The sequence below is a fragment of the Chryseobacterium culicis genome (assembly GCF_002979755.1).
Classification (GTDB): Bacteria; Bacteroidota; Bacteroidia; order Flavobacteriales; family Weeksellaceae; genus Chryseobacterium; species Chryseobacterium culicis_A.
In genome coordinates this window covers 63,571-89,250 of record NZ_PCPP01000001.1, presented here as the reverse complement: position 1 = coordinate 89,250, position 25,680 = coordinate 63,571, and the positions used below count along the sequence as shown (strand labels likewise).

Below are 25,680 nucleotides of genomic sequence, written 5' to 3'. Positions count from 1 at the left end.
CTCACATAAAAGATTTGCTATGACTACAGAAAACAATCTTTCTGAAAACGAAGAAAAGAAAAATCCTAACGAAGTATCTCAGGACACATCAGAAAACGCAGTTTCTCATGATGCAAACCAACATGAAGATGATGCAGCAGAACACCTGGAAGAACATGAAGAAGAAATTTCCCTTGCTGATGCTTTAAAGGAAATGGAAAAAATCATCAACACTCCCAATGCTGGTGAGAATTTCAAAAGATTCAACCAACTGAAGGAAAAAGCAAGTCATTACATCCATGATGAAGTGGAGGATAAAAAACATGAATATGTAGAAGCCGGAAATCCTGCTGAAAATTTCAGCTATGAACACCCTTCTCAGACTAAGTATTCTGCATTGGTCAATATCTTCAGAGAAAAACATGAAGACTTCCAGAAAGGACAGGAAGAAGAGCAAAAGAAAAATCTTGACCACCGCCAAAGTATTATCGAAAGACTTAAAAATCTTTATACCAACTCTGAACCCGGAATCAATCTTTTCAAATCCATCCGTGAGATTAAAGAAGACTGGTCAAAAGCCGGACAGGTTGCAAAATCTGAATTCAAAATTCTTAACAATAACTATTTCCACCACCTGAATCAGTTTTATCAGATGCTGGATTTGAACAAAGAGTTTTTGGAACAGGAATACAGCCACAACCTGGAAAAAAGAGAGCATATTATAGCCAGAGCTAAAGAACTGGAAAACGAACCGGTAATTCAAAAAGCTTTAAATGAGCTTCAGTACCTTCATAAATTATGGAAAGAAGAAGCTGAACCCGTAGCAGAGGAATTCCGTGAAAAAACATGGGAAGAATTCAAAGAAATTTCCAACAAAATTCACGAAAGAAAATCTGAACTTTCTGCTTCTATCGAAAAAGAACAGGCCGTTAACCTTGAAAGGAAGAACGAGATCATTGCTGAAATCAAGAAACTTTCTGAACCTTCAGAAACGCCTAACCACAACTACTGGCAGAATTCCATCAAAAGAGTGGAAGATCTTCGCTCTGACTTTTTAAAAACAGGAAGTGTTCCAAGAAAACTTTCCAACCAAAACTGGAATGATTTCAAAACGACTCTAAGAGGTTTTAACACAACGAAAAACAACTACTACAAATCGTTGAAAGGTTCTCAGCAAGCTAATCTTGAAGAAAAATTAAAACTGATCCAGACTGCACAGGATAATATGAATAATGAGGAATGGGATATTGCTGTTCCGTTATTCAAAAAGCTTCAGGAAGACTGGAAAAAAATAGGTCACGTTCCTAAGAGTATGACCAATAAAATCTGGGATGAGTTCCGTGATGCCTGTAATGCGTTCTTCAACAACTATAGAGAGAAAAGCAATACCTCTACTGACAACTGGAAGGAGAACTACAAGAACAAAAAAGCTCTTCTGGATGAACTTAAAGAAGTTTCCAATGAAGAAGGCAGCATCGAAAAAATTGAACAGATCAAAACTTCATGGAATAATATTGGAAAAGTTCCTAGAGATAAAATTTCAATCAACTCTGAATTCAACAAAACATTAAGAGAGAAATTGAAAATAAACAAAATCAACGAACTTGAACTGAAAGAAGAAGGCTTATCTGAAAATCAGCTTACCGACAAAGCAAGAAAGATCAAAAATCAAATCTCTGATCTTGAGGCAGAAATTGTAAAACTGGAAAACAACCTTTCTTTCTTCAACAAACCGTCAAGAGAAAATCCTCTATTAAAAGATACGTACAACACCATTGATGAGAAAAAAGCTCATCTTGAAACGTTAAAACAAAATCTCCACAGCATCATCAGCGGAGAATAACAGATAACAAAATAAATAAAGGCGGAGCAAAGCAATTTGTCTTCGCTTTTTCTTTTTATACTATGAACAACGACGAATTTTATATCAAAAGATGCATCGAGCTGGCTCAGAAGGCACTTGGCAACACGTATCCTAATCCACTTGTGGGAAGTGTGATTGTACATAACGGGGAAATCATTGGCGAGGGTTACCATCATAAAGCCGGAGAAAACCATGCTGAAATCAATGCTATCAATTCGGTCAGAAATAAAGATCTTATTCCGGAATCAACGATCTATGTATCTCTGGAGCCTTGTGCTCATTATGGAAAAACGCCTCCTTGTGCTTTAAAGATTAAAGAATTAGGATTTAAAAAGGTAGTCATTGGAGCAATGGATTCCCATGATAAAGTGAATGGTAAAGGAAAAAAAATCATTCAGGATGCAGGAATTGAAGCCGTTTCCGGAATCCTGGAAAAAGAGTGCATTGAACTTAACAAAAGATTTTTCACTTATCACGAAAAGGAAAGACCTTATATCATTCTAAAATGGGCAGAATCCGGTGATGGATTTTTGGATAAAGATTTTAAACCAACTGCTGTTTCCAATACGTTGGTGAATCAGTTTGTTCATCAGTTGAGAGCTGACGAGCATGCCATTCTGGTAGGAACTCAAACCGCTTTGCATGACAACCCAAGTCTCACTGTAAGAAATACAGAAGGCGTAAATCCTGTCAGAATTCTGATTGATTTTGATTTAAAAGTTCCGGCCAATTTCAATATTTACAGCAATGAAGCAAGAACATTGGTTTTAAATTCTACAAAAGAATCTACTGAAGGACATATTCAATTCATAAAAATCAATAAGGATAATTTTCTTCCGGAATTGATGGAAGCCTTATACAAAGAACAGATACAATCTGTCATTATTGAAGGCGGCCGTTTTACGCTGCAGCAGTTTATTAATGCTGATCTTTGGGACGAAGCCATTGTTATTAAGAATGAAAATCTGAAACTGGAAAACGGAACAAAAGCCCCGGAATTCAATCATTCAAACGCTAAAACTGAAAGCTTCAGAGACAATACAATCTCTTTTTTCAAAGCAAAATAAAACTTTTTTATCACCGTGAAATGAAATAATTTATTTACATTAGTTACACAAAAAAATTACTATGAAAAATGTAAAGAAAGTTTCACGACAGAATCTAAAAAAAGTAAACGGTGGAAATGCTCCTGAATGCTGTTCATTTTATCCACCTTCATTGCAGCATTGCTGTGCTACTCCATCCAGTATGAGTTGCCCACCCCCTTGGGCAGACGGAACATTCTCATGCTAATCCCAATAGTATTCAATAAAAAATGATACTATGAAAGATTTGAAAAAAATATCAAGATCCGGCTTAAAAGTAATCCAGGGAGGAGTTTTTGTAAACTGTACTCTACCTGATGGACAGCCTACGAGATGCAGAGATAAATGCCCTACGGATTTTTGTGGTCCTACAAGCTATTTATGCTTGATTCCTGAGGATTTATGTACTTAAAAAGTTTAAAAATCTTAGATAACAAAAATATAAGCCGTCAAAATTGACGGCTTAATTTATGATAATGATGGAAGTTACTACAGCATTTAATACTTTTGCATAAACAAAGCAGGAACTCTAATGACGTTTGAATACAAAACCATAGAAAAACCCATAGAAAATACTCTTTTAAAAGAAAAAGGAAGCAAATTTATCGGATTTGCTTATCCGGTGACCAATGAAAAGGAATTAAAAGGTGCACTGGAAAAAATAAGGGAAGAACATCCGAAAGCTACCCATCACTGTTATGCTTTCAGAATGGGATTAAACGGTGAGAACTATCGTGCCAATGATGATGGTGAACCTTCCGGAAGTGCCGGGTTACCTATTTACAACCAGCTATTAGCGAATGAAATCACCAACATACTGGTGATTGTAGTCCGTTATTACGGAGGAACCAAGCTGGGAGTTTCAGGACTGGTAAAAGCCTATAAAGAATCTGCGAAGATTACGTTGGAAGAAGCTCATATCATTACCAGAGAACTGGAAACAGAAGTTGAAATCCAGTTTAATTTCAATCAGCAGAATACAATTTTCACGTTGCTTTCTAGATTTGATGCTAAAGTTTTGAATTTCGATGCTAATGAAAACTGTATTCTTACCGCATCATTAAAACTGGCACAAAAAGAAAGCATCTCTGAAAAACTTTCCGAGATGCAATATGTTTCATTTGAATTTAATGATTAATCCCTTCTTCCACCAAGAAGCAAAGATGCCCAGTAAAGAAGCTGTGCCAGAGAACCTAAGGCAGCTACCACGTAAGTTCTTGCAGCCCATTTCAAACTGTCCTGTACCCCGACAAATTCTTCTGCAGTTACAGTGCCTGTATCTTTAAGCCATTTCATAGCTCTGTTACTTGCGTCATATTCCACTGGAAGTGTTACAAAAGCAAAAAGCGTTGTCATTGCAAACATAGCGACTCCAATCGCAAGAACAGTTGTATTTCCATTCGGATTTTCAATCGTTCTTGATGCAGCCATTACTGCGATACCCGCAATAAGAACAAACTGCATAAGATTGGAACTTATATTCACAATAGGAACCAGTTTTGAACGTAAATTCAACATAGAATATCCTACTGCATGTTGTACTGCATGTCCGCATTCGTGGGCTGCGACTGCCGCCGATGCTGCGTTTCTCTGCATATAAACTCCTTCTGAAAGGTTAACTGTTTTATCTGCCGGATTATAGTGGTCCGTCAACTGCCCGGGTACTGATATGACCTGAACATCATTTATTCCGTTATCTCTCAACATTTTTTCCGCTACTTCTTTCCCCGAAAGTCCATTTCGAAGGTGTACATTGGAATAATATTCAAATTTCGATTTCAATCTGGACGAAACCCACCAGCTCACCAACATTGAAATACCAATAATGATATAATAACCCACCATTTTATATAAATTTTGTGTTTAATTTTACCCATAATCATATAAAAACTGTGCCAAAGTATAAGATATTATTATTTATATTTGTTCTCTAATTCATCTCCAAAAACATGTCTACAATTTCAATTATTGAAGTAAAAACAGCTGACCAGCTCAAACAATTCGTAAGGTTTCCTATGGATCTGTACAAAAATAATCCGTACTATGTTCCATCCTTTATTAAAGACGAAATGAAAATCTGGGATACAAAAGAGAATCCAGCCCTACAATATTCAGAATCCAGACAATTTTTGGCCTTAAAAGATAACAAAGTTGTAGGAAGAATTGCCGTGATTATTAATCATAAAGAGGAAAAGGAATTAGGTATTAAAAAGGTACGATTCGGATGGATAGATTTTATTGATGATGCTGAAGTTTCAAAAGCTTTGATACAAACCGCTACCGACTACGCCAGGGAAAATAATATCAACATGATAGAAGGTCCAATGGGATTTACCAATCTTGACAAAGCAGGGATGCTAACCATGGGATTTGATAAACTGGCGACAATGATTGGAATTTATAATCATGCATACTATCCAAAACACCTGGAAAATCTTGGATTAACCAAAGAAAAAGAATGGGTGGAGTATGAAATGAATTTCCCAAAAGTACTTCCCGAAAAAGTAGAAAAATTCAGTGGATTAATTGCTCAGAAATATAAACTGAAGGTTCTTAATTTCAAGTCAAAGGAAGAAATTCTTCCTTATGTAGAGCCTATGTTTAAGCTTTTAGATGAGACTTATAAACATCTTTCCACTTACACTCCTATTTCGGATGAACAAATTAAAACATACAGAGAAAAATATTTCCCTTTCATCAATAAAAATTATGTAATCTGCGTGGTAGATGAAAATCAGCAGCTGGTTTCATTTGCTATCACAATGCCTTCATATTCCAAGGCACTGCAAAAATCAAAAGGAAAATTATTTCCCTTCGGATGGTGGCATTTTTTACAAGCCGGAAAAAAGAATGATCGTGCCAATTTCTATCTTATCGGAATTCATCCGGAATACCAGAGACGTGGGGTAACTGCTATTATTTTCAAGGAAATTTTTGTACGATTTACAAGCATGGGAATTGATTTTGCTGAAACCAATCCTGAATTGGAAGAAAATAAAAGTGTGCAGGTTCTTTGGCAGGATTACAACCCTGTCAACCATAAACGAAGAAGAACCTATTCCATGGAAGTGAATAAGTAGTGTACATTTCTACAATGTAGAAGCAGTCTCACAACCTTAAACTTTAAACTCTGAGCTTTATGAAACCACAACTCATTATTTTCGCTATTTTAATTGTAGGATTTATCAGTTACAACTTCTTTTTCCAATCACCGGATGATAAAACAAATACGGTGATTAATATTCTTTTTGCCAGTATTCTTTTTGGATACATCTCCTTTATGGCCTATACTCTTTTGAAAAAAATGAAAAAATAAGATCTAGAATCAACATCAATAAGTCCTTTACCACCTTATTTTCATCCTGAATTACATACATTCAAAATATCCAAACTGCATATGGTGAATGCAATTTTTCCAGAGTCAGTACAAAAAAAGGGGAAAAACACAACAAAAAAATAATCCCAAAAAGCTAATTTTTATTGATTCTAAATTACCGATTTAACTCATTTTCATCCGACTTTTAAGCTGATAAATTTCATGCTTTCTTGTTTATTCGCTAAATTTGCAAATTGAGATAATAATGCAAAAATGAATTTACCTGAAAGTTATATTCCAATCCTTATCCAGGCTGGTGTAGCAGTAGGATTTGTAGCTGTTTCTTTGCTTGGGGCACATTTCTTGGGCCCACAGCAGAAAAAAGGAGACTCTGTAAAAAACCAAAGCTGGGAATGTGGAGTTCCTGTAGAAGGAAATGCGAGAACGCCGTTTTCTATCAAGTACTTCCTGACCGCGGTATTGTTCGTACTATTCGATATCGAAATCGTATTCTTTTATCCTTACGCTGTAAACTTCAGAGAATTCGGTATGGAAGGATTCCTTGCTGTACTTACATTCGTTGCCATCTTCTTCATGGCGTTTTTCTATGTTTGGAAACGCGGTGCACTGGATTGGGATAAATAAATTTTAACATTAAAAGATTGATTTTATTTAAGTAATTTAAAGATTGTAAAGGTCTTGTTTTTAATCTTTAAATATTTTAATCTTTAAATATTTACTAAAAATGTCAGATAAAAAACCAGTAATAAGAACAGATGCACCTGCTCCCGAAGGATATGAAGGAGAAGGGTTTTTCGCAACAAAACTGAGCAGTGTAATCGGGATGGCAAGAAAGTTTTCACTTTGGCCGTTACCATTTGCTACCTCTTGTTGTGGTATTGAGTTTATGGCTACCCTGAACCCCACATATGATGCTTCAAGATTTGGTATGGAAAGAAACTCTTTCTCTCCAAGACAAGCAGATATGCTGATGGTTTGCGGAACTATATCAAAGAAATTAGGACCAGTCCTGAAAGAAGTTTACACTCAGATGGCTGAGCCGAAATGGGTGGTAGCAGTGGGAGCTTGTGCTTCCAGCGGTGGTATTTTTGATACCTATTCTGTACTTCAGGGAATTGATAAAATTATTCCGGTAGACGTATACGTTCCTGGATGTCCTCCAAGACCTGAGCAGATCATTGAAGGAGTAATGCAGGTACAGGCTCTTGCGGAAAGCGAAAGCATCAGAAGAAGGGACATGCCTGAATATCAGAAATTATTAGATTCTTACAACATAAGCAACTAAACGGAAATGACAAACGAATTTGTATTAGAAGCAATCACAAGAGAATTTCCGGAATCTGTTATTTCAAGCTCAGAACCTTACGGAATGCTGACGATTGAAGTGAAGAAAGAAGATATCAAGAAGATCATTCACTATCTTAAAGATTCATCATTGGAATTTAATTTCCTAACGGATATTTGTGGTATTCATTATCCTGAATTCCCTGAGAAGGAAATTGGTGTTGTATACCATTTGCATAATATGATGGCCAATTTCAGATTACGTCTGAAAATCTTTATGTCCAGAGAAAATATTGAAGTAGACTCTCTTGTAGAGTTGTATGCAGGAGCCAACTGGATGGAAAGAGAAACGTATGATTTCTATGGGATTAAATTTAAAGGACATCCGGATCTGAGACCTATTTTGAATATGGAAGATCTTGGATATCACCCAATGTTGAAAGAATATCGCCTTGAAGACGGTACAAGAACCGACAAGAACGATAGCATGTTCGGAAGATAAAAATAAAATATAAATGATAAATGATGATAGATAAATGATTATCGATTATCAACTATCAATTATCAATTATAATACTTATGAAAGATAACTCATTATCTAATATACTAAACCAGTACGAAAGTAAGGAACAGATTGACGGACAATTATACACCCTGAATCTAGGACCTACCCACCCTGCTACTCACGGGATTTTCCAGAATATCTTAACGATGGACGGAGAAAGAATCCTTCACGCAGAGCAAACCGTAGGATACATCCACAGAGCATTTGAGAAAATTTCTGAAAGAAGAAACTATTCTCAGATCACTACCCTTACAGACCGTATGAATTACTGTTCTGCACCTATCAATAACTTAGGTTGGCACATGACAGTAGAAAAACTGATTGGCGTTAAAGTTCCAAAACGTGTAGACTATATGCGTGTTATCTTGATGGAGCTTGCTAGAATCGGTGATCACCTGATCTGTAACGGGGTAACCGGAATGGACTCAGGAGCTATTACAGGTCTTACGTATATGTTCATCGAAAGAGAACGTATTTATGATATGTATGAGCAGATCTGCGGAGCCAGAATGACAACCAATATGGGAAGAATCGGAGGATTTGAAAGAGATTTCACCCCTAAATTTCATGAGTTACTGAAAGATTTCTTAAAAACCTTCCCGGCAAGATTCAAAGAATTCGGTACTTTATTAGAAAGAAACAGAATTTTCATGGATAGAACCATTGGTACAGGAGCTATTTCTGCTGAAAGAGCATTAAGCTATGGTTTCACAGGTCCCAACTTACGTGCAGCAGGAGTAGATTATGATGTAAGAGTTGCACAGCCTTATTCTTCCTACGAAGATTTCGACTTCATTATTCCAGTAGGAACTTCTGGTGACACTTACGACCGTTTCATGGTTCGTCAACAGGAAATCTGGGAATCTCTAAAAATTATCAATCAAGCATACGACAATCTTCCGGAAGGACCATTCCACGCGGATGTTCCTGATTTCTATCTTCCAGAAAAGGCAGATGTTTATCAGAAAATGGAAGCATTAATTTACCATTTCAAAATCGTAATGGGAGAAACGGATGTTCCTAAAGGAGAAGTTTATCATGCTGTAGAAGGTGGAAACGGAGAATTAGGATTCTATCTTGTGAGTGACGGAGGAAGAAGCCCTTACAGACTTCACTTCAGAAGACCATGCTTCATCTACTATCAGGCATACCCTGAAATGATTACAGGTTCTGTAATTTCAGATGCCATTGTAACGATGTGTAGTATGAATATTATTGCGGGAGAATTAGACGCATAACTGGAATTATAAATTTTGAATTATAAATTATAAATTGATTTTAGACCGTTATTCATTTAGAATTTAAAATCTAAAATCTAAAATTTCAAAAATGAGCGAAACAATAGCTTTTAAACCGGAAAGTTTAGCACAGGTACACAAAATTATCGCAAGATACCCTGAAGGAAGACAGAAATCTGCTCTTCTTCCTGTACTTCACCTGGCACAGAAAGAATTCGGAGGATGGTTAGATGTTCCTGTGATGGATTATGTTGCCGGACTATTAAGTATCCAACCGATCGAAGTATATGAAGTGGCTACTTTCTATACCATGTTTAATATGAAGCCGGTTGGTAAATATGTTTTGGAAGTTTGCAGAACAGGACCTTGTATGGTTTGTGGAAGCGAAAAAATCCTTGACCATATCAGAACCAAACTGAACATTAAGGATGGAGAAACTACTGAAGACGGTATGTTCACATTAAAGCCAGCTGAATGTCTTGGAGCATGTGGATATGCACCAATGCTACAGTTAGGAAAATTCTTTCATGAAAATTTAACGATAGAAAAAGTAGATGAAATCCTTGATCTTTGCAGACAGGGACAAGTTGCTTTAGACTAATAGAAATTTTAAATTCTAAATTTTAGATTTTAAATTATTCACTTAACGTTTAATCATAATTAATGCAAGAAGCCAAAAGCCTATTGCAATAAGCAAATAACAATGAGTAAAAAACTTTTACTTAAAGACGCACATATAGAAGGTATTCGCTACTTTGAAACATACCGTAAACAGGGAGGTTACACAGCAGCTGAAAAAGCCTTGAAGATGACTCCTGACGAAATTCTTGAAGAAGTAAAAGCTTCAGGACTAAGAGGTCGTGGTGGAGCTGGATTCCCAACAGGAATGAAATGGAGCTTTTTGGCAAAGCCGGAAGGCGTTCCAAGACACCTTGTTGTGAATGCGGATGAATCTGAACCTGGAACATTCAAGGACAGATATCTGATGGAGTTCCTTCCTCATTTATTGATTGAAGGAATGCTAATTTCTTCTTACTGTTTAGGTTCCAATACTTCTTATATCTACATCCGTGGAGAATATTCATGGATTCCGGATATCCTTGAAGAAGCTATTGAAGAAGCCAAAGCAGCAGGATTTTTAGGTAAAAATATTTTAGGAACAGGTTTCGACTGTGAAATCTATGTACAGAGAGGTGGTGGAGCATACATCTGCGGTGAAGAAACTGCATTGCTTGAATCCCTTGAAGGAAAAAGAGGTAACCCAAGATTAAAACCGCCATTCCCGGCAGTAAAAGGTCTTTGGGAAAGACCAACGGTAGTAAACAACGTTGAGTCTATTGCTGCAATTGTTCCGATCATTGATATTACAGGTGCTGAGTATGCTAAAATAGGAGTTGGAAGATCTACAGGAACGAAGTTGATTTCTGCTTGTGGAAATATCAACAAACCGGGAGTATACGAAATCGATATGACCATCACGGTAGAAGAATTCATCTACTCTGATGAATATTGCGGTGGTATTAAAGACGGTAAAAAATTAAAGGCTTGTATTCCCGGAGGAAGTTCTGTTCCGATTGTTCCCGCTAACTTATTGCTGAGAACAGTGAACGGAGAGCCAAGATATATGAACTATGAATCATTGGCAGATGGTGGTTTTGCTACCGGTACCATGATGGGTTCAGGAGGTTTCATCGTTTTGGATGAAGACCAGTGTATTGTAGATCACACGATGACTTTAGCGAGATTCTACAATCACGAAAGCTGTGGACAATGTACTCCTTGCCGTGAAGGAACGGGATGGATGTACAAGATTTTAAAGAAAATCGAGAAAGGAGAAGGGAAAATGGAAGATATCGATCTGCTTTGGGATATCCAGAGAAAAATCGAAGGAAACACGATTTGTCCGTTGGGTGATGCAGCAGCTTGGCCGGTTGCAGCAGCGATCCGTCACTTCAGAGATGAATTTGAGTGGCACGTGAAAAACCCTGAATTGTCTCAGACACAAAACTATGGATTGGCACATTATGCAGATCCTATCCCGGCTGTTGAAAAGAATGCGTAGGTAAGATGAAAAAATTATTGGTTGTCGGCTTAATGATGTCGAATCTTGTATTTGCACAGAACAAGAAGAGTGATACTGCAAATTATAACAGATCCGTTGAAGAGGATTTGTCATATGTAGTGAGTGAGAAAGAGCAGATTAAAGCTGAGAAAAAGGAAAAACCTTTACCATTAAGCAAAAAAGGTCAGGTTTTCGTATTTTATGGATGGAACAGAGCCGCTTATAGCAATTCTGATATCCATTTTACCGGAAACGGATACGATTTTCAATTGAATAACGTAACCGCACAAGACAGACCTACGAAATTCGGAATTGTTTATTTTGATCCAAGCTGGTTTACTGTAACACAGTATAATTTCAGAATAGGATATTTCATTAAAGACAATTTAGCATTGGTATTAGGGATAGACCATATGAAATATGTAATGGATCAGAACCAGACTGTTGGTTTCAAAGGACATATTTCAGATCCTGAATATGCAGCGATGGTTCAAAACGGACAAGTGAATCTTGCAGATGAGAAGTTCCTTACTTTCGAACATACTGATGGACTTAATTATGAAAACTTAGGTCTTGAGAAATACAAAAATCTTGTTCATAAGAAAAATATAGATTTAGTATGGTCTTATGGAGCCGGAATCGGATTTATGTTTCCGAAAAGTAATGTAAAGCTTTTTGGTAATGAAAGAAGTGACCGTTTTCACGTGGCAGGTATGGGAACTGATATCAGATCTAGTCTTAACTTGGTATTCTGGAAAAACTGGATGCTGAGATTAGAAGGAAAAGCCGGTTATATTAATATGTGGGATATTAAAACTACATTGAATAATAAACCAGACAAAGCACGTCAGGATTTTGTTTTCGGACAAATTCTGGGAGGAATTGGATATACATTTAATACAAAGAAATATAAATAACAAAGCCTATTGCTTAACGCATAAAGCTTAAAGCATATCATATGAGCGAAGAAGTTAAAAAATTCAAAATAACTATAGACGGACAAACTACCGAAGTGATGCCTGGTACTTCTATTCTGGAAGCTGCAAGACAAATCGGTGGTAAATCTGTACCTCCTGCAATGTGCTACTACAGCAAGTTGGAAACCAGTGGAGGAAGATGTAGAACTTGTCTGGTAGAAGTTTCTAAAGGATCTGAAGCAGACCCACGCCCTATGCCAAAATTAGTAGCAAGCTGCAGAACTAATGTAATGGACGGTATGGAAGTAAAAAATCTTACTTCTGAGAAAGCTCAGGAAGGAAGAAAAGCGGTTACCGAATTCCTATTGGTAAACCACCCGCTGGACTGCCCTATCTGCGACCAGGCAGGAGAATGTCATCTTCAGGACTTAGGATATGAGCATGGTGTGGAAAACACAAGAACAGAATTCGAAAGAAATACTTACGAAGCTGATGATCTTGGTCCGAACATCAAATTGAATATGAACCGTTGTATTCTTTGTGCAAGATGCGTATTAACAGCCAATCAGCTTACAGAAACAAGAGAACACGGTATTCTTTTCAGAGGAGATCACGCTGAAATTTCAACCTATTTAAATAAAGCGTTAGACAATGACTTCATCGGAAACGTTATCGACGTTTGCCCGGTAGGAGCATTAACAGACAGAACAGCTCGTTTTGCCAGCAGAGTATGGTTCACAAAACCTATGAATGCTACTTGTAAATGTGATAAATGTTCTGGAAAAGCTTTAGTATGGTTTAAAGGTGACGAAATTGTAAGAGTAACTGCAAGAAAAGACCAGTGGGGTGAAGTTGAAGAATTCATCTGTGATACATGTCGTTTCGAAAGAAAAGCATTATCAGACTGGAACATTGAAGGTCCTAGACATATCGACAGACATTCTGTAATTTCATTGAACCACTACGAAAAGCCTAAAGATGAGCTAAGAGTTTTAGACAATCCGATGGCTAAAGAAATCAGTGAAAAAGACGAAAAATAGAATAGTTCGAAGTTAGGAAGCTGGAAGCTGGGAGTTTAATAAATACCCTAAATTTCAGTTTTAACTTTAGCTGTTTTAAAATATATAAAAAAATTTGGTAATGTGATGAAGAGTTGATGCCAAGACGTGATACACTTCCAGCTTCCAGCTCCCATCTTCAAACATTTAAAATAAAAATGGATTTACTTACATTTAAACTTATACTTGTACTAGCACTTTTCCTGCTATCATTAACGATTGCAGCCTACTCTACCTGGGCAGAAAGAAAAGTAGCCTCTATCATGCAGGATAGAATTGGTCCCAACAGAGCCGGACCTTTCGGATTGCTGCAGCCTCTTGCTGATGGTGGAAAATTCTTCTTTAAAGAGGACTTTACACCAGCCAATGCAGAAAGATTCCTTTTTGTATTAGGCCCAGCTTTGGTAATGTTTATTTCATTGATTACAGGAGCTGTTATTCCTTGGGGTAAAAGTTTAAATATTGCAGGTACTTCTTTTGATCTTCAGGTAGCGAACATTGATGTTGGTGTACTTTTCATCATAGGAATGGCTTCCATCGGGGTTTACGGAATTATGATCGGAGGTTGGGCTTCGAACAACAAATATTCATTACTAGGTGCTATCCGTGCTTCTTCTCAGATGATTTCTTACGAATTGGCAATGGGACTAGCCCTTCTTTCTATCATTATGATGACGGGAAGTTTAGATTTAAAAGAAATTACTGAAAGTCAGACTACCGGAAAATTATGGGGTGTTATTCCTTGGGGTTCCGGAATGAACTGGAATATTTTCTACCAGCCGATTGCTTTCCTTGTTTTCTTTGTAGCTGCATTGGCAGAAACCAACAGACACCCTTTCGATTTACCTGAGTGTGAATCTGAATTGGTAACTGGATACTCTACAGAATACTCTTCCATGAAGTTAGGTTTATATATGTTCGGAGAATATGTGAACATGTTTATTTCCAATGCTTTCATGGTAGTTCTTTTCTTCGGAGGATACAACTATCCTGGTATTGAATGGGTAACTCAGAACTGGGGTGAGAATACTGCAGGAATCTTAAGTATCGTAGCATTCTTAACGAAGACTGTAATCGGAATTTTAATCTTTATGTGGATCAGATGGACGCTTCCAAGATTCAGATACGACCAGTTAATGCACTTAGGATGGAAAACATTAATCCCAATGGCATTGGTAAACCTATTAATTACAGGAGCTGTAATTTTAGCATTTGCAAACTAAGAAAATTTGAAAATGAGCTGATTTGAAAATTTGATAATGAAATCAAAGTTTTATCTTTAGCATGTCATATTTCAATCGTCAATATTAAATAATTAAGATAGCAGACAAGATTAGTCTAAAATCTGGTGTCTAACATCTAATATCTATAATTAAATGAAACTTACAAACAGATCAAAAGTTGTTTCCAATAAAGAAATGACCCTTGCTGAAAAAATCTACCTTCCTGCCATCTTTACAGGAATGGGGATTACATTTAAGCATGCTGTAAGAACCGTGATAAAGGGTGCTCCCGCAGTATATTCGTATCCGGAAGTACAGAAACCAAGAACTACCATCTGGAGAGGTCAGCACGTCTTGAAAAGAGACGAGGAAGGCAGAGAAAGATGTACTGCTTGCGGACTTTGTGCGGTAGCTTGTCCTGCAGAAGCCATTACAATGACGGCTGCTGAAAGAACTAAAGAGGAAAGAGGTCTTTACAGAGAAGAAAAATATGCTTCAGTATATGAAATCAATATGCTAAGATGTATTTTCTGTGGTATGTGTGAAGAAGCTTGTCCTAAATCTGCCATCTATCTTACGGATAGATTAGTAGATGTAGAAACGAATAGAGGTTCTTTCATTTACGGAAAAGATAAACTAGTTGAAAAAATAAATGAAAGGATTGATATCACGACAAGACAATCCGAGAAACAAAAAAATGCGGTAAAATAATGGATCAGTTTTTATTTTTCTTGGTGGCGTTTTTAGCAGTGGCAAGTGCAGTTTACTTTGTATTTGCAAGAAATCCTCTCTATGCTATTTTGTCATTAATTGTTACGATGTTTTCAATTGCAGGAATGTACATTCTTTTAAATGCACAGTTCCTGGCAATTATCCAGATTATAGTGTACGCAGGTGCTATTATGGTACTTTTCCTTTACATCCTGATGATGCTTAACCTTAATAAAGGAGACGAAAGTAAGAAGAACAATACTTTAAAGTTTGTTGGAGTTTTTACAGCAGGTATTCTTTTAGTAGGCGTACTTGGAGTTTTCAGAGGAGTACAAGACAAACACATTGTTGTTGAAAATGTAGACAGAGGTATTGGTCTTACGAAAAATCTGGGTAGACTTTTGTTTAATGAATATGTTTTACCGTTTGAGCTTGCTTCCATCCTAATTCTGGCAGGTATTGTAGGCGCGGTATTAATCGGTAAAAAAGATTTATAAAATTATGGGAGAAGTAAATACATTTATACAAAGCATCCCTTTGGACTACTTTATCATTCTTTCATCAGTATTGTTCTGTTTGGGAGTAATGGGAGTATTGCTTAGAAAAAATGCTATTGTGATTCTGGGCTGTGTAGAGCTTATGCTGAATTCTGTAAACCTTTTATTGGCAGCTTTTTCAGCATATAAAGGCAACGGCGACGGACAACTTTTAGTTTTCTTTATTATGGTGGTAGCTGCTGCTGAAGTAGCAGTAGGTTTGGCAATTATTGCTATGCTATATAGAAACACCCGTTCTGTAGATGTGAGTATATTTAATAAATTAAGAGGATAAGAATGGAGAATCTAGTATATGCAATAGTACTTTTACCACTTTTAGGGTTTCTTATTAACGGGTTATTCGGAAAAAATCTTCCAAAAATATTGGTAGGATCTTTGGCTACTTTGATGGTTTTTGGATCTTTCTGTATTGCGGTAAGTATTTTCATGAATTTCAATTCTGAAAGCCAGCCTGTTATTGTAAAAGCTTTTGAATGGTTTAGAGTAAATGGAGTTCAAATCAATTTTGGATTCCAGATTGATCAGCTTTCTTTAATGATGGTAATGATCATTACGGGTATCGGTTCACTGATCCACTTATACTCTATCGGATATATGAGTCATGATAAAGGGTTCTACAAGTTCTTTACTTATCTGAATCTTTTCATCTTCTCCATGTTACTTTTGGTAATGGGAAGCAACTACCTGATCCTATTCATCGGATGGGAAGGTGTAGGTCTTTGTTCTTACCTGTTGATCGGATTCTGGTACACTAACGAAGAATACGGTAAAGCAGCAAGAAAAGCTTTCATCATGAACAGAATTGGTGACCTTGCGTTATTGATCGGTATCTTCATGATTGCTTCTCAGACCAATGCTGTAGATTATCTTTCTGTAGCAGAAAACGCTTCAAAATTTGAATTAGACGGAACAGTGATTATCTTTATCACAGCGAGTTTATTTATTGGTGCTACCGGTAAATCTGCTCAGGTTCCATTATATACATGGTTACCGGATGCGATGGCCGGACCTACTCCTGTATCAGCGTTGATCCACGCGGCAACGATGGTAACAGCAGGGATCTATTTGGTAGTAAGATCAAACTTCTTATTTACTTTGGCACCTACTGTACAGGGAGGAATTTTATTCATCGGATTCTTAACAGCTGCTTTGGCAGGATTCTATGCACTACGTCAGAACGACATCAAAAAAGTATTGGCATACTCTACCGTTTCACAGCTTGGATTTATGTTCATCGCTTTAGGTCTTGGAGCCTATACAACAGCAATGTTCCACGTAATGACGCACGCTTTCTTTAAGGCTTTATTATTCTTAGGTGCAGGTTCTGTAATCCACGCAATGAGCAACGAACAGGATATGCGTTTCATGGGAGGTCTTAAAAAATATATTCCTCTTACGCACGCTACATTCCTGATCGGAACATTAGCCATCTCAGGTTTCCCTTTATTATCAGGGATGATCTCTAAAGACGAAATTTTAGTAGCCGCTTTCGCTAAAAATCCAATCTATTGGGTAATCTTATTTGTTTTAGCGGCAATGACTGCAACCTATATGTTCAGACTGTACTATTTGACATTCCACGGAGAATTCAGAGGTACTGAAGAACAAAAACACCACTTACATGAAAGCCCGTCAAATATGACATTACCATTGATCGTATTGGCTATTCTTTCTGTAATCGGAGGTTTCATCAACCTGCCACACTTCATCGGTCACGGGCACTATGCTAAACTGATGGAATGGTTAAAGCCAGTTCTTACAGAACAAAGCTACAGCCAGATGGAAGCTACTCTTTCAGGAGTACCTTTCAATACTGAAATGATCTTATTAGCAGCTACAGTGCTTATGTTCTTCTCTGTATGGTTCATCGTTAGAAATACTTATGTAAGTAAGAAAAAGATGGCTGTTGCAGAAGAAAACTACACCGGATGGGAAAAGCTTTCTGCTAAGAAATTATACGTTGACGAACTTTACAACGCATTGATTGTAAAAACTGTTGAAGGATTAGGACGCGGAGGAAAAATGTTTGATAAGGGTATCTTAGACCGTTTTGTAAACTTTGTAGGTGATGGTGCTGAAGACAGCGGAAAAGCTATGAAGCGCGTACAGAACGGAAATGTAGAGACATATATCCTTATCATGTCTTTAGCTGTGGGAATTATATTAATTGTTAACTTTTTATTACAATAATAATGTCTTGTTTATTATTAACATTATTACTTTTACCTCTAGTAGGTTCGGGATTAGTTTTTGCCTGGAAGAATAATTCCAGCAAATATTTGGCGCTTGGAATTGCATTGGTACAAATGCTCCTTACGTTTTACATACTTTCGGATTTTGATTTTACTCCGACAGTAGACAGCGTATTGCAGCATGAGATCAATTATCCATGGTCACAATTTATGAAGAGCTCTCTTCACTTCGGTATCGATGGAATGAGCATGCTTCTTTTATTATTGACCAACATTCTGGCTCCAATCATTATTTTATCATCTTTCAACGAAAGTGTAAACTACAGAAATACATTCTACGGATTGATTCTGTTAATGCAGTTCGGTCTTGTAGGAGTGTTTACTTCTTTAGACGGATTGTTATTCTACATTTTCTGGGAAGTAACTTTGATTCCAATTTGGTTCATTGCCGGACTTTGGGGACAAGAGAATAAAAGGTTTGAATTCACTACGAAATTCTTCGTATATACATTCGTTGGATCGTTATTTATGTTAGCCGGATTGATCTATGTGTACAACCACTCAGCATCATTCGCTTTAACAGATTTATACAATGCACAACTGAATGAAGTACAGCAGACGGTGGTATTCTGGTTTATTTTCTTTGCATTTGCAGTGAAATTACCGGTATTCCCTTTCCATACATGGCAGCCTGATACCTATACCTACTCTCCTACTCAGGGATCGATGTTGTTATCAGGGATCATGTTGAAGATGGCAGTATATGGGGTAATGCGTTACTTACTTCCAATCACTCCGCTTCCGATAGCAGGGATTTCAGGACAGATCGTAATTATTCTTGCTATTGTAGGAATTGTTCATGGTGCGCTGATCGCTATTATCCAGACGGATATGAAGAGAATCATTGCGTATTCATCTTTCTCTCACGTAGGATTAATGGTGGCAGGGATCTTTGCATCTGCAGTAGTAACTCTTAGAGGAACTTTCAATGTGGAAGGAGCTGAAGGAGCATTGGTACAGACATTTGCCCATGGTATCAACGTAGTAGGATTATTCTACTGTTGTGATATTTTATACAAGAGATTTAAATCAAGAGACATCAGACAAATGGGTGGTTTAGCTAAAGTAGCTCCTAAGTTTGCTGTATTGTTCTTGATCATTATATTAGGTTCAATGGGAGTTCCATTAACGAATGGATTCATCGGGGAATTTATTTTGTTGAAATCAGTATATGATTTTAACGGAACAGCAGCAGTAATTGCTGGTCTTACGGTAATTCTTTGTGCGGTGTATTTATTGAGATTCTACGGAAAAGCAATGTTTGGAGAAGGAGATGAAGCAGTTTTAAGTACAGCAAAAGATTTATCAGGTGTAGAATTTTCTGTATTGGCAAGTTTAGCGGTTTTTGTGATTTTACTAGGTATTTTCCCACAACCGGTAATCGACATGGTGAGTAGTTCGGTGAAGTTTATCTACCAATCAATGGTAAGTTAATTTGATATTTTAAGAAATGAGTGTTTTAATTATTGTTTTCCTAACGGCAGTTATTGCGTTATTTTCAGGAGTTTTTGAACAAGGAAAATTCGCAAGATACATTGGGATTTTGGGATTAATCATCGCATTGTACGTAAGTTTTATGCCGGAATGTTCGTTTTTCGATCATTACAAGCATATGTATGAGTACAGTGACAATACTGCATTATTCACTAAAATATCAATCGTAACAACTTTATTGTTATTCTTTCTGGGAGGTTTTGCTTTCAGCAATCACAGAAGCCACCAGTCAGAATTATATGCATTGATGCTATTTGCATTATGTGGAGGGATCATCCTTTTCGGATATCAGAACTTAGTGACGATGTTCTTAGGTGTTGAAATCCTTTCTATTCCATTATATGTAATGGCAGGAGCTAACAAAACGGATCTTAGATCAAACGAAGCTTCTATTAAATATTTCCTTATGGGTGCATTCGCAACAGGTTTCTTACTGTTCGGGATTGCATTCATCTATGGAAGTGCAGGAAGTTTTGATTTGTACAAGATTCATGACTTCGGAGTAGCAAATGCCGGGAATGTAATGTTCATCTTAGGAGTATTACTAATCCTTTGTGCATTGGCCTTCAAAGTAGCGTTGGCACCTTTCCATATGTGGAGCCCTGATGTATATGCAGGTTCTCCTTCATTAATCACAGCTTTCATGGCGAGTGTGGTAAAGATCTCAGGATTCTTTGCGCTGTTCAGATTGATGACTCTTGGTTTTGCCGGAGTTACTCACGAATGGATCAATGTTTTAGGAGTATTCTTGATCATTACTTTATTATTGGCAAACGTTATGGGTCTTGCTCAGACGAATGCAAAAAGAATGCTGGCATACTCTTCAGTTTCTCACGCAGGATATATCGGATTGGTATTCTTTGGAATGACAAGCCTTTCTACTTATAACCTTGCCTTTTATTTATTTGCATATTCTTTATCTACAGTAGGAGTTTTCATGTGTCTGATCTGGGTAGAGAAATTAAAAAGAGAAACCTCTTTTGGAGCATTCAAAGGATTGGCAAAAACTGAACCTTTATTAGCTACAGCAGCTACGATCTCTATGCTTTCAATGGCAGGGGTTCCGTTAACAGCTGGATTTATGGGGAAATTTGCTTTATTCTCCCAGGCTATGAACGGTGCTGCTTTCTTAGTATTGGTAGCAGTATTGGGTTCTGCCCTATCTATCGCTTACTATTTAAGACTGATTATCGCCATGTTCTTCTTCAAAGAATCAACATTCAAGTCATCAGAAAAAGTAACACTTACCTACAACATCATTGCAGTAGTTGTTATTGCTTTGATTATCATCCTTGGGGTTTTCCCGGATCTGTTTGCAAGAATGTTCGGATTATAAAATCTGAATTTTAAAATATAAAAAGCACAACTTTTCAGTTGTGCTTTTTTGTGATCATAGCTGAATAATGAATATCCTAAAAAACACTATTTCTTATTCAAAAAATCATAAAATATATTAATCAGTATCCTTGTTATCCTTCTTTCCAAAAAACAGCAAAGAATTACAAAATACATTGTAAAATTTCCGAAAGCACTCGTAAATTATGTACAATAAAATAAAACATACTCTTATTAATATTCTGCTTTTTTCATAACTTTACTCTAAATTTTTCACCTCTTGGCTAATCTCTATAAAAAAGACTCTCCCTTTCAGGTTTATATATCATTCAAAAAATATTTGGATGTTCTGGAGCATATCCGATATAATGACAGATTGGAATACAGAGTGAACTATGCAGAGTCTTTGATTGAGAGTACCAGAAATTTTAAAGAGCTAAGAGAAGGGTTTCAGGATACTGCTCTTCTTGATAAATATGAGGACCTCATCAGACTGCTTCTTGCCGATCTTTTCCCCACAGGTCTCACCAGAAATGAAATAAAAGCAGCAAGTATTCCTCTTTCCAATATCACCTTCAACTATACCGAAAGGTTTAAAGATATTCTGAAAGATGCAGGGAAAGACTTCGAAATAGAACTCAGAAATATTTCAGATAATGAATTTTATGTTTTCTGCTGCTGTCTGATTCTTCAGAGCTACTTCAAAAAAGATATTAAAAGTACACTTCCCTTTTATTATGATATCCCCAACAAGCAGGGAATCATGAAGCATTACAAAATTACAGTCAATTCAGATTTCACGGAAATTACGCCTACAGAAGATGCCAAAATTCCATCTGATGATATTCTGGATATGCTTCTGGAAAATCTGGATGATTTTAAACTGTGGAAAAAATATTTCCCTTCGCAATCTTGGATACTGAAAGGATTTACCATTATTTCACTGGTAGACTGTACCTCTGAGGTAGCCCTTTCCGATCTGAAATCAAGTATGATTGAGATTGATCCGGAAAATATGAATCCCAATGAAAATTTGACGGAAATTTTTAAATCCTATTTTGATGTTTCAGAGCTCAGTTTTGGACTGATGACTTTTAACAAAAAGGAACAGAAACTGGATAAACTCCCAATTTATGAGAGTCTTCTCACCAATCATATCCTGGATTTCTGGATCAATGCTTTTGACGAAGATACCCGTAAGACGACTTTTAATAATTTAAATCATAATTCAAAACCTGTCGTTGTTTCCAATGTAAACAATCTGGATGAAAATGTAAAACTGCTTCCCTCCTTTAGTATATTGAAGGATAATAATGTCAACAGCTTCATGGTAATTCCGATTATGAAAGACGGTGATCTCCTTGCCATCATGGAGTTTACTTCTCCTATTGCAGGAAGTTTCAATGGTTTAAAGCTTAAAAAACTGGAGTTTTTCACCGATATGGTTCTTTTCTCTCTGAACAGATTCTACTTTGAAAAAAACTATCAGATAGAAGCCATTATCCAGCGTGAATATACAACCATCCACGACAGTGTGGTATGGAAGTTCAGAAATGAAGCAGAAAAATATTTTACGGCATCACTCGGAAAGAAAATATATACTTTAAAGCAGATTGCCTTTAAAAATCTTACTCCTTTGTTTGGCGTTTCAGATATCCGTTCTTCTTCGGAAAAACGTTTTAATCTGATGCTGCAGGATCTCAATCAGCAGATTGAATGGCTGAATGAAATTTTGGTGCTGACCAATTCAGATTCAGAGAAATTTGTACTGGCACTGGATGTTTTTGAAAATGAAATCAACAATGAGATCAAAGCAGATACAGAACAACGTTTTCAGAGATTATTAAGAGAAGAAATTCATCCTTTTTTACAGGGTAAGCTGGAAGTAAGAACTTCCAGGGAAATAAAGGCGAGGATTAAAGACTATTTTTCACACATCTTCACCTCTACGGACCTGTTTTATCACCACAGAAAAAATCTTGATGACTCTATCACTCTGGTCAACCGAAAACTGGCAGATATGCTGGACGAAAGCCAGGTGAAAGCACAGGAAATATTCCCACATTACTATGAAAGATTTAAATCTGATGGTGTAGAGCATAATCTTTACATTGGTACAACCATTGCTCCAGAGCTTCATTATACCTCAAAAGTAGTTCATAAACTGAGATACTGGCAGCTGAAGACCATCTGTAAAATGGAACTTGAATTTCAGTCGTTCAAAAAATATCTTCCTGTACAGCTGGATATCGCATCACTGATCTTTGTATACAATGAAAAAATAGACATCCGTTTCAGAATGGATGAAAAACGCTTTGATGTAGACGGCGCTTACAATTCATACTACGAAATTATCAAAAAACGTCTGGATAAAGCCCATGTGAAAGATTCTTCAGAACGCATCACTGCACCCGGAAAAATCACCATCGTCTATTTCGGAATGGAAAATCAGAAGGAATATCTTGACTACATTTCCAAACTCCAGAAAAAAGGAGTCTTACAACATGACATCGAATTTTTAAGAGTAGAGGATCTTCAGGGAATTACGGGATTGTTGGCGCTGAGGGTTTCTTTTACCCTACCGCAGGAATAGAAATTATTCTAATCTATAAAATAAGTATCCGGTTTCTTAAGTTCACCCTGAGGAATTCCGGCCTGTTCAAAAATAGAAAATTCAATCGTACGGCAGATACTGTTCAGGGCAAGATCATTCTCTTCTTCACCAAAAGGTTCACCAATCTCCTGGATAATAGCATCAAGAGCAATAAAAGTATAGCTGATCAACAAAACGATCATAGGCATCATCCATCCCAAAGAATCTACCAGCCCGAAAGGAAGCCAGAAACAATAAAGATACACCGTGCGATGCAGTAAAACACTATAAGCAAATGGTAATGGAGTATTGTAAATTCTCTCGCAGCCTCCGGAAATATTAGAAAACTGATTGAGCTGATGATCCATAGAAGTCATCACAATGGTATCTATATTTCCTTTTTTATTCTGCTCATTAAGCCAGTCTGCAATAAACCCAAGAATAATACTGGGAATAAATTTCTTATTCTTTACCTGTTCCAGTTGTTCAGGAGAAAGAAGCCTTTCAAGGTGTTCCGTCCCTGAATTATCTCTCAGCTGAAAGTTCAGTGCCCAGGAAAACGCAGAGATCAGCTTAATAATTTTCTCTTTTTCTACTTTAACTTCAGGTGAAGAATCGTTTACTAAGGATAAAATCTGTCTCGTCAAAGACCTGGTTTCAATTACAAGTAATCCCCAAAGCTTACGTCCTTCCCAGAAACGGTCATAGCTTGCAGAATTACAGAAACCCATAAAAATAGCCAATGCCAATCCTATCAATGTAAAAATGGTAGGATTGAGATGCACTTTATAATCAAAAATTTTTCCTTTGAAAAAATAGATAGCCAAGGAAAACAGCGTGATAATGCTAAGCTGAACAACAATTTTCTTTAATACGGAACCTCTCCATATAAATAACATTTTCAGCCAATTCGTACGCTGTCTGACGATCATTCGTGTGTGTTTATTAATTAAAGACTAAGAAAAGCCATTCCGAAAGATAAAACGGAAATAATAATCCCTGCCATAAAAATCTTATAGGTAATGGATAAAAGTTTATATTTCCTATCCAGCACTTTTCCAAGATAATACAGATCCTTCACCATAGAATCATAGATATAATCCCTGTCTTTAATAAGGTCTTTCATAGCATTGTTATAATCATCAAATAACATCTGCTGAAAGTTTCCGAAGAACAGCAGATTTACTTTTCTGTTGGCAATATCCTGTGGAGTAAACGTTGTTTTCGTCACATTGGGTTTTGTAGACAGAATGGCAAATATGATCGTAAATACACTGGATAGCAATAGTATAAAACTCGGAAGAATCAGATGTGAATTTTTAGGGGCATCCAGCTTTGGAACCAATACAGAAAGACAAACTGAAATGATAATGGCATTTACAGATAAAAGAATATTGGCTTTACTGTCTGCAATATCACTCAGCCTTGTATGGTTGTTCAGGGTTACCCTGAATAAAGTATCCACACTTCTGTCTGATTTTTCTTTTTCCTTTTTACCCTCTGCGCTATCCTTTTTATTATCTTTTTTCTCTTCTTCTTTTTCCAATTTCTTTTCTATCTTTTTGATGTTTTTCTTTTTCAGGGGCTCCCAGTTTTCTTTGGCATAATCCGTATAAAAAGTATGCTTGTTTTTCAGCATATCAAGATTTCCGGCATTCCATTCTTCATTGGAAAAACATCTTACATTGGTCAGTTCCCATTCTTTTCTCAAAGCATCGGAAATATCGCTGTAATCATGACCGGCAAAATGACTGAAATCAGCATCCTTTACAATTTTCTCAAGCAAATTCTGAGGTTCATAATGTATTTTCGTAGCCAGAATCAGTTTTTCAACATCTGTAATATAGTTTTCCGGATAGTTTTCCTGGTGTAAAAAGGCTTTCATCACCTCCACGCTCCTTTCCTCATGGTTCAGAGCACACTCTATATACCCTGTATCATGAAACCATAACGCAACAAGTACCTTCTCCTGATCCTCTTCAGAAACAGGAGTATTTTTCATGATTTCCTCCGCCTTATTGACAGTATAGGCAGTATGGATAAAATTATGATAAAAATATACTGAAGATAACTTATCTTTGAATAAGATTTCAACATAATTTTTAGCTTTGTGTAGAATGCTCATC

At 36.7% G+C, this 25,680-nt stretch carries 26 protein-coding genes; 23 read left to right on the top strand and 3 right to left on the bottom strand.

The window, feature by feature from the left end; translation table 11 throughout:
* The first annotated feature begins 19 nt into the window (after nt 1-19).
* The 5 genes from CQ022_RS00435 (at nt 20) to CQ022_RS00420 (ending at nt 4,066) form a co-directional block, all read left to right on the top strand.
* The gene (locus CQ022_RS00435; RefSeq protein WP_105684337.1) at nt 20-1,822 is read left to right on the top strand and encodes a DUF349 domain-containing protein; all 1,803 of its coding nucleotides are present in this window, start codon (nt 20-22) and stop codon (nt 1,820-1,822) included.
* A gap of 62 nt (nt 1,823-1,884) precedes the next feature.
* Nucleotides 1,885-2,910: a bifunctional diaminohydroxyphosphoribosylaminopyrimidine deaminase/5-amino-6-(5-phosphoribosylamino)uracil reductase RibD gene (gene ribD / locus CQ022_RS00430; protein ID WP_105684338.1), complete on the top strand. Its 1,026-nt coding sequence runs from the start codon at nt 1,885-1,887 to the stop codon at nt 2,908-2,910.
* Between the two features lie 61 nt (nt 2,911-2,971).
* Nucleotides 2,972-3,136 (top strand): bacteriocin-like protein, encoded by a 165-nt coding sequence (locus CQ022_RS22795; RefSeq protein WP_165791713.1) that lies wholly within the window; start codon nt 2,972-2,974, stop codon nt 3,134-3,136.
* Between the two features lie 30 nt (nt 3,137-3,166).
* Nucleotides 3,167-3,340 (top strand): hypothetical protein, encoded by a 174-nt coding sequence (locus CQ022_RS22790; RefSeq protein ID WP_165791714.1) that lies wholly within the window; start codon nt 3,167-3,169, stop codon nt 3,338-3,340.
* A 120-nt stretch (nt 3,341-3,460) separates the two neighbouring features.
* Entirely contained in the window at nt 3,461-4,066 is a 606-nt protein-coding gene (locus CQ022_RS00420; protein ID WP_105684339.1) for an IMPACT family protein, read from the top strand.
* Here CQ022_RS00420 and CQ022_RS00415 read toward each other — a convergent pair.
* Nucleotides 4,063-4,773 (bottom strand): zinc metallopeptidase, encoded by a 711-nt coding sequence (locus CQ022_RS00415; protein WP_185126835.1) that lies wholly within the window; start codon nt 4,771-4,773, stop codon nt 4,063-4,065. The genes CQ022_RS00420 and CQ022_RS00415 overlap by 4 nt on opposite strands.
* Before the next feature lie 104 nt (nt 4,774-4,877).
* Between CQ022_RS00415 and CQ022_RS00410 the strand changes: the two genes are divergently transcribed.
* From CQ022_RS00410 to CQ022_RS00330, 18 genes are all read left to right on the top strand, one after another.
* Complete coding sequence (locus CQ022_RS00410; protein WP_105684340.1) at nt 4,878-6,008, top strand: GTP cyclohydrolase; 1,131 nt, start codon at nt 4,878-4,880, stop codon at nt 6,006-6,008.
* Between the two features lie 59 nt (nt 6,009-6,067).
* A complete protein-coding gene (locus tag CQ022_RS22785; RefSeq protein WP_002983535.1) occupies nt 6,068-6,244 on the top strand; it encodes a hypothetical protein in 177 nt (58 codons plus the stop codon).
* Between the two features lie 273 nt (nt 6,245-6,517).
* Entirely contained in the window at nt 6,518-6,889 is a 372-nt protein-coding gene (locus CQ022_RS00405; RefSeq protein WP_047096005.1) for an NADH-quinone oxidoreductase subunit A, read from the top strand.
* 100 nt (nt 6,890-6,989) lie between these two features.
* Complete coding sequence (locus CQ022_RS00400; RefSeq protein ID WP_002983540.1) at nt 6,990-7,550, top strand: NADH-quinone oxidoreductase subunit B; 561 nt, start codon at nt 6,990-6,992, stop codon at nt 7,548-7,550.
* 6 nt (nt 7,551-7,556) lie between these two features.
* Nucleotides 7,557-8,051 carry an NADH-quinone oxidoreductase subunit C gene (locus CQ022_RS00395; protein ID WP_034693433.1) on the top strand — a complete coding sequence of 165 codons (495 nt, stop codon included), beginning with the start codon at nt 7,557-7,559 and terminating at the stop codon, nt 8,049-8,051.
* Nucleotides 8,052-8,128: 77 nt separating this feature from the next.
* Complete coding sequence (gene nuoD / locus CQ022_RS00390) at nt 8,129-9,352, top strand: NADH dehydrogenase (quinone) subunit D (RefSeq protein ID WP_105684341.1); 1,224 nt, start codon at nt 8,129-8,131, stop codon at nt 9,350-9,352.
* Between the two features lie 91 nt (nt 9,353-9,443).
* Nucleotides 9,444-9,953 (top strand): complex I 24 kDa subunit family protein, encoded by a 510-nt coding sequence (gene nuoE / locus CQ022_RS00385; RefSeq protein ID WP_034693429.1) that lies wholly within the window; start codon nt 9,444-9,446, stop codon nt 9,951-9,953.
* A 102-nt stretch (nt 9,954-10,055) separates the two neighbouring features.
* On the top strand, nt 10,056-11,414 hold the full coding sequence (gene nuoF / locus CQ022_RS00380; RefSeq protein ID WP_105684342.1) for an NADH-quinone oxidoreductase subunit NuoF: 1,359 nt from the start codon (nt 10,056-10,058) through the stop codon (nt 11,412-11,414).
* Nucleotides 11,415-11,419: 5 nt separating this feature from the next.
* On the top strand, nt 11,420-12,331 hold the full coding sequence (locus CQ022_RS00375; RefSeq protein ID WP_105684343.1) for a hypothetical protein: 912 nt from the start codon (nt 11,420-11,422) through the stop codon (nt 12,329-12,331).
* Nucleotides 12,332-12,372: 41 nt separating this feature from the next.
* Nucleotides 12,373-13,371: a 2Fe-2S iron-sulfur cluster-binding protein gene (locus CQ022_RS00370; protein WP_105684344.1), complete on the top strand. Its 999-nt coding sequence runs from the start codon at nt 12,373-12,375 to the stop codon at nt 13,369-13,371.
* 176 nt (nt 13,372-13,547) lie between these two features.
* Entirely contained in the window at nt 13,548-14,612 is a 1,065-nt protein-coding gene (gene nuoH / locus CQ022_RS00365; RefSeq protein WP_105684411.1) for an NADH-quinone oxidoreductase subunit NuoH, read from the top strand.
* A gap of 153 nt (nt 14,613-14,765) precedes the next feature.
* The gene (locus tag CQ022_RS00360; RefSeq protein ID WP_034693420.1) at nt 14,766-15,323 is read left to right on the top strand and encodes a NuoI/complex I 23 kDa subunit family protein; all 558 of its coding nucleotides are present in this window, start codon (nt 14,766-14,768) and stop codon (nt 15,321-15,323) included.
* Nucleotides 15,323-15,820 carry an NADH-quinone oxidoreductase subunit J gene (locus tag CQ022_RS00355; protein WP_047382162.1) on the top strand — a complete coding sequence of 166 codons (498 nt, stop codon included), beginning with the start codon at nt 15,323-15,325 and terminating at the stop codon, nt 15,818-15,820. The genes CQ022_RS00360 and CQ022_RS00355 overlap by 1 nt, the downstream gene beginning before the upstream one ends.
* Nucleotides 15,821-15,824: 4 nt before the next feature.
* Entirely contained in the window at nt 15,825-16,154 is a 330-nt protein-coding gene (gene nuoK / locus CQ022_RS00350) for an NADH-quinone oxidoreductase subunit NuoK (RefSeq protein ID WP_002983557.1), read from the top strand.
* A 2-nt stretch (nt 16,155-16,156) separates the two neighbouring features.
* Complete coding sequence (gene nuoL, locus CQ022_RS00345; RefSeq protein WP_105684345.1) at nt 16,157-18,070, top strand: NADH-quinone oxidoreductase subunit L; 1,914 nt, start codon at nt 16,157-16,159, stop codon at nt 18,068-18,070.
* A gap of 2 nt (nt 18,071-18,072) precedes the next feature.
* The gene (locus CQ022_RS00340) at nt 18,073-19,566 is read left to right on the top strand and encodes a NuoM family protein (protein ID WP_105684346.1); all 1,494 of its coding nucleotides are present in this window, start codon (nt 18,073-18,075) and stop codon (nt 19,564-19,566) included.
* A gap of 16 nt (nt 19,567-19,582) precedes the next feature.
* Nucleotides 19,583-20,962, top strand: a complete 1,380-nt coding sequence (locus CQ022_RS00335; protein ID WP_105684347.1) for an NADH-quinone oxidoreductase subunit N — start codon at nt 19,583-19,585, stop codon at nt 20,960-20,962.
* A 279-nt stretch (nt 20,963-21,241) separates the two neighbouring features.
* Entirely contained in the window at nt 21,242-23,554 is a 2,313-nt protein-coding gene (locus CQ022_RS00330; RefSeq protein ID WP_105684348.1) for a GAF domain-containing protein, read from the top strand.
* An 8-nt stretch (nt 23,555-23,562) separates the two neighbouring features.
* Here CQ022_RS00330 and CQ022_RS00325 read toward each other — a convergent pair whose 3' ends face one another.
* Together CQ022_RS00325 and CQ022_RS00320 are read right to left on the bottom strand one after the other, a co-directional pair.
* The gene (locus tag CQ022_RS00325; protein WP_105684349.1) at nt 23,563-24,486 is read right to left on the bottom strand and encodes a bestrophin family protein; all 924 of its coding nucleotides are present in this window, start codon (nt 24,484-24,486) and stop codon (nt 23,563-23,565) included.
* Nucleotides 24,487-24,503: 17 nt separating this feature from the next.
* The gene (locus CQ022_RS00320) at nt 24,504-25,679 is read right to left on the bottom strand and encodes a Pycsar system effector family protein (RefSeq protein ID WP_105684350.1); all 1,176 of its coding nucleotides are present in this window, start codon (nt 25,677-25,679) and stop codon (nt 24,504-24,506) included.
* Nucleotide 25,680 lies beyond the last annotated feature (1 nt).

What these genes read in the sequence shown, in the direction of transcription:
- CQ022_RS00435 (WP_105684337.1), top strand. Translation starts at nt 20, where the DNA reads ATGACTACAGAAAACAATCTTTCTGAAAACGAAGAAAAGAAAAATCCT.
- ribD (WP_105684338.1), top strand. Translation starts at nt 1,885, where the DNA reads ATGAACAACGACGAATTTTATATCAAAAGATGCATCGAGCTGGCTCAG.
- CQ022_RS22795 (WP_165791713.1), top strand. Translation starts at nt 2,972, where the DNA reads ATGAAAAATGTAAAGAAAGTTTCACGACAGAATCTAAAAAAAGTAAAC.
- CQ022_RS22790 (WP_165791714.1), top strand. Translation starts at nt 3,167, where the DNA reads ATGAAAGATTTGAAAAAAATATCAAGATCCGGCTTAAAAGTAATCCAG.
- CQ022_RS00420 (WP_105684339.1), top strand. Translation starts at nt 3,461, where the DNA reads ATGACGTTTGAATACAAAACCATAGAAAAACCCATAGAAAATACTCTT.
- CQ022_RS00415 (WP_185126835.1), bottom strand. Translation starts at nt 4,773, where the DNA reads ATGGTGGGTTATTATATCATTATTGGTATTTCAATGTTGGTGAGCTGG.
- CQ022_RS00410 (WP_105684340.1), top strand. Translation starts at nt 4,878, where the DNA reads ATGTCTACAATTTCAATTATTGAAGTAAAAACAGCTGACCAGCTCAAA.
- CQ022_RS22785 (WP_002983535.1), top strand. Translation starts at nt 6,068, where the DNA reads ATGAAACCACAACTCATTATTTTCGCTATTTTAATTGTAGGATTTATC.
- CQ022_RS00405 (WP_047096005.1), top strand. Translation starts at nt 6,518, where the DNA reads ATGAATTTACCTGAAAGTTATATTCCAATCCTTATCCAGGCTGGTGTA.
- CQ022_RS00400 (WP_002983540.1), top strand. Translation starts at nt 6,990, where the DNA reads ATGTCAGATAAAAAACCAGTAATAAGAACAGATGCACCTGCTCCCGAA.
- CQ022_RS00395 (WP_034693433.1), top strand. Translation starts at nt 7,557, where the DNA reads ATGACAAACGAATTTGTATTAGAAGCAATCACAAGAGAATTTCCGGAA.
- nuoD (WP_105684341.1), top strand. Translation starts at nt 8,129, where the DNA reads ATGAAAGATAACTCATTATCTAATATACTAAACCAGTACGAAAGTAAG.
- nuoE (WP_034693429.1), top strand. Translation starts at nt 9,444, where the DNA reads ATGAGCGAAACAATAGCTTTTAAACCGGAAAGTTTAGCACAGGTACAC.
- nuoF (WP_105684342.1), top strand. Translation starts at nt 10,056, where the DNA reads ATGAGTAAAAAACTTTTACTTAAAGACGCACATATAGAAGGTATTCGC.
- CQ022_RS00375 (WP_105684343.1), top strand. Translation starts at nt 11,420, where the DNA reads ATGAAAAAATTATTGGTTGTCGGCTTAATGATGTCGAATCTTGTATTT.
- CQ022_RS00370 (WP_105684344.1), top strand. Translation starts at nt 12,373, where the DNA reads ATGAGCGAAGAAGTTAAAAAATTCAAAATAACTATAGACGGACAAACT.
- nuoH (WP_105684411.1), top strand. Translation starts at nt 13,548, where the DNA reads ATGGATTTACTTACATTTAAACTTATACTTGTACTAGCACTTTTCCTG.
- CQ022_RS00360 (WP_034693420.1), top strand. Translation starts at nt 14,766, where the DNA reads ATGAAACTTACAAACAGATCAAAAGTTGTTTCCAATAAAGAAATGACC.
- CQ022_RS00355 (WP_047382162.1), top strand. Translation starts at nt 15,323, where the DNA reads ATGGATCAGTTTTTATTTTTCTTGGTGGCGTTTTTAGCAGTGGCAAGT.
- nuoK (WP_002983557.1), top strand. Translation starts at nt 15,825, where the DNA reads ATGGGAGAAGTAAATACATTTATACAAAGCATCCCTTTGGACTACTTT.
- nuoL (WP_105684345.1), top strand. Translation starts at nt 16,157, where the DNA reads ATGGAGAATCTAGTATATGCAATAGTACTTTTACCACTTTTAGGGTTT.
- CQ022_RS00340 (WP_105684346.1), top strand. Translation starts at nt 18,073, where the DNA reads ATGTCTTGTTTATTATTAACATTATTACTTTTACCTCTAGTAGGTTCG.
- CQ022_RS00335 (WP_105684347.1), top strand. Translation starts at nt 19,583, where the DNA reads ATGAGTGTTTTAATTATTGTTTTCCTAACGGCAGTTATTGCGTTATTT.
- CQ022_RS00325 (WP_105684349.1), bottom strand. Translation starts at nt 24,486, where the DNA reads ATGATCGTCAGACAGCGTACGAATTGGCTGAAAATGTTATTTATATGG.
- CQ022_RS00320 (WP_105684350.1), bottom strand. Translation starts at nt 25,679, where the DNA reads ATGAGCATTCTACACAAAGCTAAAAATTATGTTGAAATCTTATTCAAA.